The sequence below is a fragment of the Sorangium sp. So ce176 genome, assembly GCF_051519835.1.
In the GTDB taxonomy this organism is placed as follows: domain Bacteria; phylum Myxococcota_A; class Polyangia; order Polyangiales; family Polyangiaceae; genus Sorangium; species Sorangium cellulosum_G.
Map to the genome: position 1 here is coordinate 10,971,542 of NZ_CP150371.1, position 13,778 is coordinate 10,985,319.

At 72.2% G+C, this 13,778-nt stretch carries 11 protein-coding genes; 6 read left to right on the top strand and 5 right to left on the bottom strand.

Annotated elements, in window-relative coordinates:
- Positions 1-50 precede the first annotated feature (50 nt).
- Together WMF42_RS41360 and WMF42_RS41365 are read right to left on the bottom strand one after the other, a co-directional pair.
- Positions 51-1,271 carry a serine/threonine-protein kinase gene (locus WMF42_RS41360; protein WP_437688589.1) on the bottom strand — a complete coding sequence of 407 codons (1,221 nt, stop codon included), beginning with the start codon at positions 1,269-1,271 and terminating at the stop codon, positions 51-53.
- Between the two features lie 94 nt (positions 1,272-1,365).
- On the bottom strand, positions 1,366-1,587 hold the full coding sequence (locus WMF42_RS41365; RefSeq protein WP_155798802.1) for a hypothetical protein: 222 nt from the start codon (positions 1,585-1,587) through the stop codon (positions 1,366-1,368).
- A gap of 155 nt (positions 1,588-1,742) precedes the next feature.
- Here WMF42_RS41365 and WMF42_RS41370 point away from each other — a divergent pair, with 155 nt between their 5' ends.
- The 4 genes from WMF42_RS41370 to ggt all read left to right on the top strand — a co-directional run bounded on the left by WMF42_RS41370 (position 1,743) and on the right by ggt (position 7,128).
- On the top strand, positions 1,743-2,846 hold the full coding sequence (locus tag WMF42_RS41370) for a hypothetical protein (protein WP_437688591.1): 1,104 nt from the start codon (positions 1,743-1,745) through the stop codon (positions 2,844-2,846).
- 136 nt (positions 2,847-2,982) lie between these two features.
- Positions 2,983-4,047: a WD40/YVTN/BNR-like repeat-containing protein gene (locus WMF42_RS41375; protein WP_437688593.1), complete on the top strand. Its 1,065-nt coding sequence runs from the start codon at positions 2,983-2,985 to the stop codon at positions 4,045-4,047.
- Positions 4,048-4,301: 254 nt separating this feature from the next.
- On the top strand, positions 4,302-5,075 hold the full coding sequence (locus WMF42_RS41380) for a hypothetical protein (RefSeq protein WP_233562249.1): 774 nt from the start codon (positions 4,302-4,304) through the stop codon (positions 5,073-5,075).
- 151 nt (positions 5,076-5,226) lie between these two features.
- Positions 5,227-7,128: a gamma-glutamyltransferase gene (gene ggt, locus WMF42_RS41385; protein WP_437688596.1), complete on the top strand. Its 1,902-nt coding sequence runs from the start codon at positions 5,227-5,229 to the stop codon at positions 7,126-7,128.
- A gap of 18 nt (positions 7,129-7,146) precedes the next feature.
- Here the strand turns inward: ggt and WMF42_RS41390 are convergent, their stop codons facing one another.
- Positions 7,147-7,929 carry a universal stress protein gene (locus tag WMF42_RS41390; protein WP_437688598.1) on the bottom strand — a complete coding sequence of 261 codons (783 nt, stop codon included), beginning with the start codon at positions 7,927-7,929 and terminating at the stop codon, positions 7,147-7,149.
- Positions 7,930-8,070: 141 nt separating this feature from the next.
- On the opposite strand from WMF42_RS41390, the gene purB reads away from it, so the two are divergent.
- Both purB and WMF42_RS41400 read left to right on the top strand, forming a co-directional pair.
- The gene (gene purB / locus WMF42_RS41395) at positions 8,071-9,369 is read left to right on the top strand and encodes an adenylosuccinate lyase (protein ID WP_061605327.1); all 1,299 of its coding nucleotides are present in this window, start codon (positions 8,071-8,073) and stop codon (positions 9,367-9,369) included.
- Between the two features lie 48 nt (positions 9,370-9,417).
- Complete coding sequence (locus WMF42_RS41400; protein ID WP_437688600.1) at positions 9,418-11,199, top strand: DUF885 domain-containing protein; 1,782 nt, start codon at positions 9,418-9,420, stop codon at positions 11,197-11,199.
- Between the two features lie 34 nt (positions 11,200-11,233).
- Here WMF42_RS41400 and WMF42_RS41405 read toward each other — a convergent pair whose 3' ends face one another.
- Together WMF42_RS41405 and WMF42_RS41410 are read right to left on the bottom strand one after the other, a co-directional pair.
- A complete protein-coding gene (locus WMF42_RS41405; RefSeq protein WP_437688602.1) occupies positions 11,234-12,118 on the bottom strand; it encodes a 5'-3' exonuclease in 885 nt (294 codons plus the stop codon).
- Between the two features lie 28 nt (positions 12,119-12,146).
- Positions 12,147-13,727 carry a lactate racemase domain-containing protein gene (locus WMF42_RS41410; protein WP_061608619.1) on the bottom strand — a complete coding sequence of 527 codons (1,581 nt, stop codon included), beginning with the start codon at positions 13,725-13,727 and terminating at the stop codon, positions 12,147-12,149.
- Between the last annotated feature and the right edge of the window lie 51 nt (positions 13,728-13,778).

Consider the following 13,778-nt stretch of genomic DNA (forward strand, 5'->3'; position numbering starts at 1 on the left):
GTCGCGCGCCGCTCGGTCGCCGTGCTCGAGCGCGGCGGCGCCGTTGAACGTCAGCAGTTCACGAGCAGCAGGACGACGACAAGCGCCGCGATGACGCCCGTGGCCAGCGAGGCGCCGCCGACGAGCAGCACCAGCTTGCCCGTCGACAGCTGCGCGCGCGTCGCGCCGGGCGCGGAGGGCGCCGCCAGGCTGTCGTCGAGCGTGCGCTCCGGCCGGCCCATCGACGCGCCGGAGACAGCGGGCGGCTCCGTCACCGTCGGCTGCGGGCGGGCGCTCGGCGACACAGCGGCCGGCGGCGGCTGCATCGACGGTTGCATCGGCGGCGCGGGCTGCGACAGCGGCTGGCCGGCGCGGATCCTCCCGTCGAGGACGGCCTGCGCATAGGGCGGCAGGGTGCCTGCGCGCACAGCGCGGACGTCCGCCCGCATCGTCTCGGCGTCCGGGTAGCGGTGGAACTTGATGAAGGCGAGCGAGCGATCGACAACGGCCGCGACGGCCAGCGGGATCCCGGGTGCGACCGAGGCGAGCGGCGGCGCCGGCTCGGTCGCGGCGGCGATGACCTCCATGGCCTCCGTGACGTCGCCGTGCACCTGCCGGCCCGAGAGCAGCCGGAACATCGTCGCGCCGAGCCCGAACAGATCGGTGCGCCCGTCGATGTCGTGGATGAGCCCCGTGGCCTGCTCCGGCGCCATGTATGTCGCCGTGCCCATGATCATGCCGGTCTTTGTCGCTGTCTTCTCGGGCAGGCCCGTGAGCCCGTCCACGACGCGCGCGATGCCGAAGTCGAGCATGCGCACGCGCCCGTCGTTGCCGAGGTGGATGTTCTCGGGCTTGAGATCGCGGTGCACGACGCCGCGCGCGTGCGCGATCGCGAGCGTCTCGAGCACCTGATCCGCGAGCGCGAGCACCTCGCCCGGCGGCATCGTCCCGGTGCGCGCCATCCGATCGAAGAGCGTCTCGCCCTGGAGCGCCTCCATCGTCAGGTACGCGAAGCCCTCGGGCGACTCGCCGGAGCCGAGCACGCGGACAACGCCGGGCACCGCGTCCGCCCCGCCGAGCGTGTTGCCGATGAACCCCTCGCGCAGGAAGCGCTTCCGCACCTCGGCGATCGCGTTGAGCTCCGGGTGCAGCACCTTCAGCGCGACATGCGATCCGTCCGCGGCGCGCCCGAGCAGCACGCTCCCCATGCCGCCGGTGCCGAGCACGCGCTCGATCCGCCAGATTCCAGCGAACGTCCTGCCGACCCAGTGCTCCGCGTCGTCGTCGTACACGCCAGGCGCCCTCGTTCGAGCCGCCGCCATCCGGAGGGAGAGAGAAGCGCGGCGGCGGAGCAACTGGTAGGCCGCACCGCGGCAGGCGCGCAAGCTAATTGATGGCGGTCGTCCCGAAACGGGCGTCGTCGTCGAGCCGCTCGGCCGCCGCCTTGAGCCCGGCGGCGACGCCGCGGAACGCTTCCGAGGGCATGCGCAATGTCACGCCGGGGCCGAGGAGCGTCACGTGAACGGTACCGCACGCGCACCGGGTGACGCGCGTCGCGTCATTCGCCGCAATCTCCGTGTGTGGACCGCATTTCTTGGTCGCCGCCATCGTTGAACCTCTCCCACATCCTAGCAGTATCTGCCCCCGTTCGGCCAAGGCGCCTCGGTCGCGACGGAACGCTGCCGTCTTCCTGACATGGTGGTCTCGAAATTGCAAAACCGTGTATATCTCCATCATCGCTGCTGCATTGCCTGGAGGGACTCATGGCTGCTCGATGGCTGATGTTCGGTGGGCTTCCCCTTGCGCTGGGCCTTGTCGGTTGCATTGACGAGCGCCCGGACCCGGTACCAGACCCCGAGGTCGACCCGTCGCTGCTCGCCCGACCGCCGGAGGGCGAGGGGTTCCAGATAGAGACGGAGGACATCGAGGTGCCGCCGGGGATCGAGCAGCAGGACTGCTACTTCTTCAAGGTCAGCGACCTCGCCGCGACGAACGGGATGAACCCGGACGCGCCCGTGAACCTCCACCGCGTGCAGATCGCCCAGCGCGACGGCTCGCACCACATGAACATCTTCCGCGTGCGGACGATCAAGGGGCTGGGGCCCGAAGGCGGGCTCATCCAGAAGAACCAGAACGGCGTGGGCGAGTGCTTCAAGAGCCCCAACTGGGCCGACTGGCCGCTCATCGCGAACTCGCAGCAGGACGGCCAGCTCGACTGGACGTTCCCCGACGGGGTCGCGAACGTCCTCCAGCCCGACGAGTGGCTCATGCTGCAGACGCACTACGTGAATGCGTCGTCGCAGAAGACCCCCGAGGCCGTCGGCCGCGTCCGGGTGAACTTCTGGTCGCTGCCGGCAGAGGAGGTGACGGCCGAGATGGGCACGGTCTTCGCGACCAAGCAGTCCATCCGTGTCTGCCAGTCGAACCCACGGCCCACGTTCGAGGGGTCGTGTCAGATCAACAGCCCCTCTCCCGTGAAGATCATCGGCGCCAACGGCCATTTCCACAGCCGGGGCACGAAGTTCGACATGTACACGTGGGACGGCACCTCGATCGGCACGCCCGCGGAGTCGGAGCGCTTCTACACATCGACGGCGTGGGACGACCCGCCGATGCTCATCTCGCCGCAGCTCGACCTGGAGCTCCCGAAGAACGGCGGTGTCTGGTACGGCTGCACCTACGAGTGGCAGCCGCCGGATCCGGCGGTGGGCTGCAGCGGCCTCGACGAATACGACGCGACGAAGAACCTGACGCCCGAGGAGCAGCTCGATTGCTGCTACACGTTCGGCCCGATCGTCGAGAAGAACGAGCACTGCAACATCTTCGTCTACTACTATCCGAAGCAGGACGACGTGTTCTGCAACTGAGCCTCCCGCGCAGGCGCGCGCGGCGCCGGTCGCCCGGCGGGCGCCGCGACAGGAGCTCCCCAGCCCGGTCTTCTATCCCATGCGCACCTGCTTGCACCCGGCTGCTCCGATCGGGGCGATTGCCTCCATTGCCCCGATGACGCCGATCGCCTCGAGCGCCTCGATTGCCCGGATTGCAGCGATGGCGCTCGGCGCGATCGTCCTCGCCGGCTGCCCTGACGATCCCGCGACGCCGCCCGGCGAGGGGCCGCCCGCGTGGCGCGTGCTGCTCGACGAGGGCGACCTCGACCGGGCGGTGCTGTCGATCTGGGGGACGGGCCCCGACGACGTGTTCGCCGTGGGGGGGCCGCTCGGCAATACGGGCCTCGAGTCGCTCGCGCTGCATCACGACGGGGCGACGTGGCGCGAGCTCCCGGCCGGCGGGGAGGAGACCTTCTGGTGGGTGGCGGGCTCGGGGCCGAACGACGTGTGGATGGTCGGCGAGCGCGGCCGCGCCGCGCACTGGGACGGAAATGTCTTCACCAGACACGAGACCGGGACGGCGGCTACCCTGTGGGGCGTCATCGCGTTCGCACCCGACGACGCCTGGGCGGTCGGCGGCACGCCCGGCGCCGGCGAGGACGCGGAGAAGGATATCGTCCTTCACTGGGACGGCAGCGCCTGGTCCAGAGAGGACCTGCCCCAGGCGACGGGCCGCGCGCTCTACAAGGTGTGGGGCGAGTCCTCCGACGACCTCTATGCCGTCGGTGAGTTCGGCGTGATCTGGCACCGCGCGGGCTCGACCTGGGAGCTGCAATCCGATCCGCCGATCGCGCAGGGAACCCTCTTCACGGTCGCCGGCTGCAGCCGTGAAGAGGTGTACGCGGTCGGCGGGAGAGACGTGCTCCGCTCGGACGGCCAGGCGTGGCGCCGGATCGACGTGGAGCTGACCAACGACGTCAACGGCGTCGCCTGCGGACGGCCGGGCGAGGTCGCGATCGTCGGCTATGGTGGCCTCAAGCAGCGCCTCGTCGACGGGGCCTGGATCGACGAGTTCACGGAAGAGCCGTACGCCGACCTCCACGCCGTCTGGGCCGACGGGGAGGGGGCCTTCTGGGCGGTCGGCGGCGACTTCCTCAGCCAGCCGACCCCGGACAGGGCGCGAAAAGGCGTGGTGGCGCGGTACGGAAAAGGGCAGATCGCCGACACTGTGAGCCGCTGATCACCGCGCGGGATATTGCCGTACGTGTGTTACCTGGCCGGACATGCGCGCAGTGTGGCATGTCGCATCATCGGGCCGTGAACACGGCTACACGCCGTGACGAAGCGGGAACGGCCGCAGAGACTTTTTTTTCGCAAAATGCTTCAAAGGGTGGCGCTGGTCGTCCGATTGCAACAGCCGCAGCGACCCCACGCGGACCCCGCGCACCTAAACCCAGGAGAATTCGAATGCGACGGACCATTGCTCAGCTTTTTGTGAGTGCGTTTACTTTTGCTGTTCCCGTTCTCGTTGCTTCTTCCGCATCAGCCCAGGGCAATCCCTGTGGATCCCTCCAGGCGGCGGCGGCCGGACGGTGCGAGATCCGCACCTCGGGTGGCTGCGAGGGGTACTGTGAGCCGGTCCAGTTCACGGCGGAGTGCGACGCGCGGTGCACTGGCACCGCGTCGGCGTCGTGTACCGGGAGCTGCGAAGCGGATTGCCAGGCGGATTGCGAGGTCGACCCAGGCAGCCTGAGCTGCGAAGGGAGCTGCTCGGCGAGCTGCAAGGCGAGCTGCAGCGCCGACTGCTCGGCCCAGGCCAACGGCGGCGGGGCGCAGGCGGATTGCGAGGCGGCGTGCTCGGCGGACTGCGACGCCGAGTGCGACGTGAGCTGCCAGGGGACCCCGCCGAGCGCCTCGTGCGACGCGAAGTGCGAGGCGAGCTGCGAGGGGCAGTGCAACGTCGAGGCGAACATCGATTGCAACGCCGACTGCACCGCCGATCTCCGGGGCGGGTGCGAGGTGCAGTGCTCGACGCCGGATGGCGCGCTGTTCTGCGACGGGCAGTACGTCGATATCGCCGGGAGCATGGAGGAGTGCAAGAACTGGCTGCTCTCGCAGAACATCGAGGTCGAGGCCCACGCCGAGGCCGAGGCGAGCGTCTCCTGCGCCGCCGCGCCGGGGTCGACCGCGCCGTTCACGGGCACCGGGCTCGCGGCGCTCGTCGCCGGCGTGGGCGTGGCCGCCGCGCGCCGCCGCAAGCGGTCCTGAGCCGCGGCCGGCGCGCCTGACGGCGCGCGCCGGCGCTTCGTGAACGATCCCCGGGCCGGGTCGCCTTGCGCGGCCCGGCCTTGTGTTTTCCGGCACCGTGGCGGCGCGGCCTGGCTCTGGGCGGCGCCGTAGTAGATTCGCGACCACCTTGATGACCCTGCATCGTCGTTCGAGCCCGCGCTGGGCGCTCGCCCTCGCGCTGCTCGCCGGCTGCGAGTCGCGCACGCCGCCCGCCCCGCCCGCGGCGGCCCCCGCGATCGCCGGCGCGCCGGCGCTCTCCAGCGCGGCGGCGGCGCCGAAGGCCGCGAGCGCTGCGGCGCCGCAGCGCTGGAAAGCGCCGGCCGCCGCGCCGCCGGAGCCGCTGCCGCCGGAGCCGCCCATCGCGCTCGCCTCCGGGGGCGCGCGCGCGGTGCGCGGGGACGCCGGGCTCGTGACCTCGGTCGAGGAGCACGCGACGCGCGCGGGCGCGGACGTGCTGCGGCGGGGCGGCAACGCGGTCGACGCCGCGGTCGCGGTGGCGTTCGCGCTGGCGGTGACCCACCCGAGCGCGGGCAACATCGGCGGCGGCGGCTTCATGATGATCCGCCTCGCGAACGGCGAGACGCAGGCCGTCGATTTCCGCGAGGCCGCGCCCGCGTCGGTGACCACCGCGTCGAACATGGCGATGGTGCGCGCCGGCGCGTACGGCTACGCGTCCGCCGGCGTACCGGGCTCGGTCGCCGGCCTTGCCCTGGCGCACGAGCGGTTCGGCAGCCGGCCGTTCGCCGAGCTCCTGGCCCCGGCGATCGAGCTCGCGCGCAAGGGGCACCGCCTCGGCGCGCGGCAGGCGCTCACGCTGCGCTGGTCATGGCCCCGGCTGCGGGCCGATCGCGCCGCGAGCGCGATCTGGGGGCGCGGCAAGGCGCCGCTCGCGCAGGGCGAGCTGGTGCGCCAGCTCGATCTCGCCCGCACCCTGGAGACGCTCGCCGCGGAGGGGCCGCGCGCGTTCTACGAGGGCGCGATCGCCAGGAAGATCGCCGCCGCGATGCGCGAGCGCGGCGGGCACATCGCCGAGAGCGACCTGCGCGCCTACCAGGCGAAGTGGCGCGCGCCGCTGCGGTTCTCGTACCGCGGCTTCACCGTCGACACGATGCCGCCCCCGTCGATGGGCGGCGTCGCGCTGGCGGAGATCATGCTCACGCTCGAGCGCGTCAAGGCGCATGAGGCCCCGGTCGACTCCGGCCTGTCGCTGCACCTGTTCGTCGAGGCGGCGAAGCGGGCGTACGCCGATCGGCGCCAGGTGAGCGCGGACCCGGATTTCGTCGGGCCGGAGACGTCGCAGCTCCTCGCGAGGCTGCTCGACGGCGGCGCCCTGATGCGCCGCGCGCCGGCCATCGATCGGGAGCGCGCCACGCCGGCGGGCGACATCGCGCCGGTCGCGGGCGCGGTCGCGCCGGAGTCTCCGGAGACGACGCACTTCTCGGTGATCGACGCGCAGGGCAACGCGGTCTCGTGCACGACGACGCAGTCGGCGAGCTTCGGGTCGAAGGTCGTGATCCCCGGCACGGGCATCCTGCTCGGCAACGCGATGGGCGCGTTCTCGGAGACGGGCATCAACGCTGTCGCGCCGGGCAAGCGCATGGCGAGCTCGATGACGCCGACGATCGTGAGCCGGGACGACAAGGTCGCGCTCGTCCTCGGCTCTCCCGGCGGCGACACGATCCCGAACACTGTCGCGCAGGTCCTCCGCAACCTGGTCGACCACGGGATGACGATCGACGAGGCGGTCCGGCACGCGCGCGTCCACCACCAGTGGATGCCGGACCGGGTGCGCGTCGAGCGGCTGACGCCCCCGCCGCAGGCCGCCCTCGACGACCTCGCGCGGCGCGGGCACGCCGTCGCGATGGATCCGATGCCGATCGGCGACGCGAACAACCTCCTCGTCGACGCCGCCGGCGTGGCGTGGGGCTACGCCGACACGCGCGAGGGGGGGACGGCCGAGGGGGTCAGCGCGCCCGGAAAGCCCGCCGCGGCGGCGCAGGCCGGCGCGCCGGAGGCGTCGAGCGCGCGGTAGGCCGCGGGGGCAGCAGCGTCATCGCAGCCGGGGGTCGTACTCGGCCGCGTCGGCGTCGTCGTCCTCCTTGGGGCGCACGACGACGACCGGGCACGGCGCGTTGCGCGCGATCCTGTCGGCGGTGGAGCCGCCGAAGAGCCGCTGGAGGGACGACTGCGGGTGCGTGGCCACGACGATGAGATCGGCGCTGAGCTCGCGGGCGAGCGAGACGATGGCCCGGTCGGGCCGGCCGGTGCGGAAGTGCATCGCCATGAGCCGCGGCTGGCCGTCCGCGAAGCGGTGCTGGAGGACCCGGAGCGAGGGCGGCGACGACGCGCCGGGCGTCGTCACGTCGCGCACAGCGGGGGCGACCTGGCGCGGGCCGACGACCACCGCGTGGATCTCCGTCTCGCCCCGGAGCGCCGCCAGCTCGAACGCGAAGCGCCAGGCCCGCCCGCCCGGCTCGGACAGGTCCATCGCGACCACCACGATGTACGGCTTCACCCGGCGCCCGCCGCGCAGGCTCGAGCGGGCCGGCTCGCTCGCCGGGGCGGGCTCCTTCGCGCGGGCGCGCTCGCTCACGGGAGCCGGCTCGCCCGCGGGCGCGCGCTCGCCGGCAGGAGCGCGTTCGCGCGCAGGAGCCCGCTCCGTCGCGGGGACCCGCTCCGTCGCGGGAGCCGGCTCGGTCGTGGGGACCCGCTCGGTCGGCTCGCCCGACGCGTCGGGCACCCCCCCTCCCGCGGCGCCGCCCGCCGCGTGCGGCGGCCGGGCGAGCGCCCCGCCCTGATCGGCGCGCGCGGGCGCCGTTGCTTCGGTCGGCATCGGGCGCAACGTTCGCAACGCGCCGCACGCCCGCAAGCCGCGTCGCGCACGCCGGGCGGCGCGAGCCGCCGGGGGGCGCCCGGGCCACCCGGGGCCACTCCATCCTTGACGCACCCTCCAGACCTTCGCAGCGTCCCGCCCATGATCCCGCGCTACACCCCGCCCGAATTCGAAGAGCTCTGGTCGCCCGCCACCCGGTTCAAGACATGGCTAGAGGTGGAGCTCGCCGCCTGCGAGGCGATGGAGGCCGAGGGGCTCGTGCCCGCCGGCATCGCGGAGGGGATCCGGGGGAAGCAGCTCTCGCTCGACGCGGCGCGGATCGAGGCGATCGAGCGCACGGTCAAGCACGACGTCATCGCCTTCCTCACCCACGTCGAGGAGCTGGCGGGCGAGGGGGCGCGGTGGCTGCACCGCGGGATGACCTCGAGCGACGTGCTCGACACGAGCCTCGCGATGCTGCTCGTCCGCGCGGCCGACATGCTCTCGACGCGGCTCGACAAGCTCTGCGACGCGCTCGCGCGGCGCGCGGACGAGCACCGGCGCACCCCGATGATCGGCAGGAGCCACGGCATCGCCGCCGAGCCGATCACGTTCGGCCTGGCGCTCGCGGGCCACCTCGCCGAGATGAAGCGCGGCAGGGCGCGCCTCTCCGCCGCCCGCCAGGCGATCGCCGTCGGCAAGATCGCCGGCGCGGTCGGGACGTACGCGCACCTGTCGCCGCGCATCGAGGAGCGCGCGCTCACCGCCCTCGGCCTGCGCCCCGAGACGGTCTCGACGCAGGTCGTCGCGCGCGATCGCCACGCCGAGTTCTTCGTCGCGCTCTCGCTCATCGCCGCGGGCATCGAGCGGCTGGCGACCAACGTGCGGCACTGGCAGCGCACCGAGGTCGGCGAGGCGGAGGAGCGCTTCTCCGCAGGCCAGAAGGGCTCGAGCGCGATGCCCCACAAGCGCAACCCGATCCTCAGCGAGAACCTGTGCGGCCTCGCGCGCATCGTGCGCGCCGCCGTGATCCCCGCGCTGGAGAACGTGCCGCTCTGGCACGAGCGCGACATCTCGCACTCGTCGGTCGAGCGGATGATCGCGCCCGACGCGACCTCGACGCTCGGCTTCATGCTCGACCGCGCCGCGGGGCTCGTCGACGGGCTGGTCGTCTACCCCGAGCGGCTGCGGCAGAACCTCGACCGCACGGGCGAGCTCTTCTTCAGCGAGGCGGTGCTGCTGTCGCTCGTCCAGAAGGGCAGGCCGCGCCAGGCGGCCTACGAGCTGGTGCAGCGCTGCGCGATGCGCGCCATCGCGGGCGAGGGCCGCTTCCGCGACAACCTCGCGGCCGACGCGGACGTCGCGGCGCTGCTCGCCCCGGACGAGATCGCGCGGTGCTTCGATCTCGATCACGCGCTCTCGCACGTCGACACGATCATCGATCGCGCGCTCCGCGACTAGCGGACGCCGTTGACCAGCCGGGGGCGCTCTGAGAGGCTCCGGCCCGCCATGGCCGCCGCCCGCCGCCCCTCGCTTCGCCGCTCGCTCCCGCGCCGTATCGCGGCGCTCGCGCCGCTCGCGGCGCTCGCCGCCTGCAGCGGGAGCGCCCCGGCGCCGCCGCCCGCGGCCGCGGCGCCGCCTGCGGTCGTCGCGGCGCGCCCCGAGCCCGCGCCAGCCGAGGCGCCGCGGGCGCCGTTCGCCGCGCTGCGCGACCGGATCGTGCGCGCGTGGGTCGCGGACGATCCGTCGTTCGCGCGCTCGCGCGGGCTCCACGAGCACGACGGCAAGGTCGCCGACTACTCCGCCGCGGCGATCGAGCGGCGGCTCGCGCGCCTCGAGCAGGGCCGCGCGGCCCTCGCGGCCGTCGACCCGGCGGCGCTCTCCCCGGACGAGGCGCTCGACCGGGCGATCCTCCTCCAGCAGATCGACCTCGAGCTCTTCAACGGCAGGGACCTCGAGGACTGGCGCCGGCGGCCGCAGTTCTACGACGAGCTGTTCGGCGTGAACCAGTACCTCGACCGCGATTACGCGCCGCTGCCCGAGCGCGCGCGGCGCCTGCTGGAGCACGAGAAGGCGGCGCTCGCCCAGGTGCCGCGCGTCCTCGAGAACCTCGCGAGCCCGATGCCGCGGCCGGTGATCGAGGTCGCGGTGAAGATCTTCCGCGGCTACGCCGAGTACCTGCGCGGCGACGTCGTCAAGCTGCTCCAGGGCGTGGGCGACGCCGCGTTCCAGGCGGAGCTCCAGAAGACGAACGCCGCGCTCGCCGCCGCAGCCGACGGGCTCGCCGAGCACCTGGCCACCGTCGAGCTGCCGAAGGGCGACGCCAGTCATGTGCTCGGGGAGGCGCGGTACAGGAAGCTCCTGCTGGCGCAGGAGGGGCTCTCGATCCCGCTCGCCGAGCTGAAGAAGATGGGCGAGGACGACCTCGCGGCGAACAAGGCGGCCTACCAGGCGCTCGCGGGCAAGGTGAAGACCTCCCGGCCGAAGGCGGAGCAGCTGCTCGCCGAGGCGACGCGGGTGATGGAGGCGTCGCGCAGGTTCATCGTCGACAGGGAGATCATGAGCCTCCCGTCCGACGAGCGCGCGGTCGTGAAGGAGACGCCGCCGTACATGCGCTGGAACTCCGCGTTCCTCGACGCGCCGGGGCCTTTCGAGCGGGAGGGGCTCGTGTCGTTTTACTACATCACGAAGCCCGACCCCTCCTGGCCCCGCAAGGAGCAGGAGGAGTACGTGATGCTGCGCGGGACGCTGCTCTCGACGACCGTGCACGAGGTCTACCCGGGGCACTTCGCCCAGCACCTGTGGGAGAACCGCGCGCCGACGGACGTGCAGAAGATGTTCGGCAGCTACTCGTTCATCGAGGGCTGGGCCCACTACGCCGAGCAGATGATGATCGAGCAGGGGTTCGGCAAGGAGGACCCCCAGAACCGGCTCGGCCAGCTCGCGGACGCGCTGCTGCGCAACTGCAGGGTGGTCGTGTCGCTCGGGGTGCACGCCGAGGGCATGAGCCTCGAGGCGGCGGAGCGCCGCTTCGTCGACGACTGCTTCCAGGACCGCGCGACGGCGCGGCAGCAGGCGGTGCGCGCGACGTTCGACCCCGGCTACTTCGCCTACACGCTCGGCAAGCTCCAGATCCTGAAGCTCCGCGAGGAGGCGAAGGCGGCGATGGGCGCCGCGTTCTCGCTGCGCCGCTTCCACGACGCGCTCCTCTCGCACGGGTCGCCGCCGGTGCCGCTCCTGCGCGAGCGCGTGCTGGCGGAGCTCAGGGCGCCGGAAAAGAAACAGCCTTGACGAAGGCCCGCCGGCCGCGCGCCTCGCGTGCGGCTCACCCCTCCGGCGCCCAGCGCGTCGGCCGCGTCTTCAGCGTGCGCGCGCCGAGCGCGTCGCACCACGCCTCGAAGCGGCCGCGCGGCACGCCGCGGAAGCGCAGGTCGTCGAGGCGCTCCGCGAGCGGCACGTCGGTGCGGAGCGTCGCCAGCGTCCGGTAGAGCAGCGCGTCCTCCCGCTGCTCTACCAGCGCGCGCGCGATCCTGTCGGCGCCGCGCACCGGCACCGTCCACGCGGACGGGTCGTCCGGGATCTGCTCGAGGTGCCCGTACGCGCCGAGCAGCGCGGCCGCCGTCCGGTCGCCGATGCCCGCGAGCCCCGGGATGCCGTCGGCGTCGTCGCCTGTCAGCGCGAGGTAGTCCGGGATGCTCGCCGGGGCCACGCCGCGCGCGGCGCGCAGCGCGGCCTCGTCGACGACGCGCTCCTTCCGGCGGTCGACCTGCACGACGCGCTCGCCCGCGAGGCACTGCCCGAAGTCCTTGTCCGGGCTGAGGATGCGCACCTGCTCGACCTCGCCCTGGAGCCGCGCCGACGCCGTCGCGAGCGCGTCGTCCGCCTCGAACGCGTCCATCGACCAGACGACGATCCCGAGCGCGCGCACAGCCTCCTCGACCGGATCGAACTGGCCGCGCAGCGCCGGATCCATGCCCTCGTCGCTCTTGTAGCCGGCGAACAGGTCGTTCCGGAACGAGCGGATCGGGTTGTCGAAGGCGACAGCGACGTGCGTGACCTCCTCGTCCGGGTGGTGCAGCAGCGCGAGCAGCGAGGCGACGACCCCCACCGTCGCCTTGGCGTCCCAGCCCCCCGGCGCGCGGTGGTCGGGCCGCTTGGAGAAGTGCGCGCGGAAGAGCTCGTAGGTGCCGTCGATGAGGTGCAGCCGCATGTGGCGCCTCCGCCGGGCCGCCCGGCCGCTACGCCGTCATGTCGGCCATGAAGATCGGCGGCGAGTGCAGGGCCATGATCTCGGGCGTCGGCGGGGCCGACTGCTTCGCCATCCGGAGCGCCTCGTCCATCGTGCGCGCCGTCTCCCAGCCGAGCAGCTGCGGGATGTACTCGTTGTCGGCGCCGACGACGATCATCCGGCCGATGTGCTGCCGGCCCGCCTCGCCCCAGTACCACATGAAGAACGGGTGCGTCGGGTGGTACGCGTGGCCGAAGCGGTACATCTCGATGTAAGCGGGGTTCTCCGAGAACTTCTTCTCGTACCGCTTGTGCAGCTCCATCGCGTCGCGCGTCTCGGGCAGCAGCCGGTGCACGAACTCGATGTACGGGGCGTGGTGCTCGTTGTCGAACAGGTCGGTGCAGGGGTGGAGGATGATCATCGTCCCCCCCTTCTTGAGCATCGGCGCGCCCCGGTAGAGGTTGAACATGTAGCCGTTCGCCATCACCTGCACGAGCAGCGGGTTCAGGAACGAGTTCACGTTGTACGGGCTGATGTACGGGATGCCCGTGATCAGGATGTCGGCCTGGCCCGTGACCGGGACGAGGTACTGGTCGAAGCTGCGCTTCAGCGTGTGCTCGTGGACGGCCTCGGTCTCGCCGGCGAACACCCCGGTCACCCCGTACGGCGAGGGGACGCGCTGGAAGATCGCCTGGCGCGCGGGCTGCGGCACCTTCGACAGCGTGAAGCGGAGGGCGCGCAGCGCGCTCTTCTCGCCCCCGCTCAGGTCGTCCTCGTTCTTCGCGAGGAACTCGAGCGGGCGATCGAACATGCGGTTGTTGATCGTCGTCTCGATCGTGAAGACGTTGAGCTTCTTGTTGGCCAGCCGGCCCATCCGCTCGACGCTCGTGTGCAGCGCGGAGCTCTTCGGGTCCATGTACGAGTAGCAGTCGCGCATCACCCGCGGGTTGTGGTGCGCGCGCAGGCTCCTGTACCCGCACAGGCCGACCGAGACCGACTTGTGCCCGCCGTCCATCGGGACGAGGTTCAGGTTCACGTAGATCACGAGGTCGCTGTCGACCGCGCGCTTGTTCAGCTCGACCTCCTCGCCGACGTCGGTCGTGCCGATGTACTTCATGTTGGCGAGGTTCTCGGCGTCGTGGTTGTAGAGCTTCTTCGGCCAGTAGGCGTTGAAGATCCTGTCGCCGACGATGTGGCGGACCTCCCAGTCCTTCATCCGCCGGTGGACGCTCGTCGCGATGATGATCTCGACGTCGTCGACGCCGTAGTCGGAGAGCAGGTCGAGCACGATGGTGAGCACGCGCTCGCGGATGTCAGGGCGCCGCATCGGCGGCAGCGGCAGCGAGATGTCGTCCACCGCGATCGTGACCTTCATCCCCGGGCGGAGCTTCGCGTAGAGCGGCTCCGAGTTGTGCGGGTGGTTGATCGCGTAGCGGATCGCGGCGTCGACGTCCTTCAGCGGCTCGAGCGGCGGCTTCGGGTAGATCACCCGGGAGCCGGTGGGCAGGTCGACCTCGACGAGCTGGTCGCCTGAGAAGAGCACCCGGGGGGCGCTGCGGCTGTCTAGCGTGACGACGCAAGGATGGCTCATGGGACTTTCAGAGCAGGTGGTGCGACGAGTTGGGCTGTGGCGTGGCTCCCC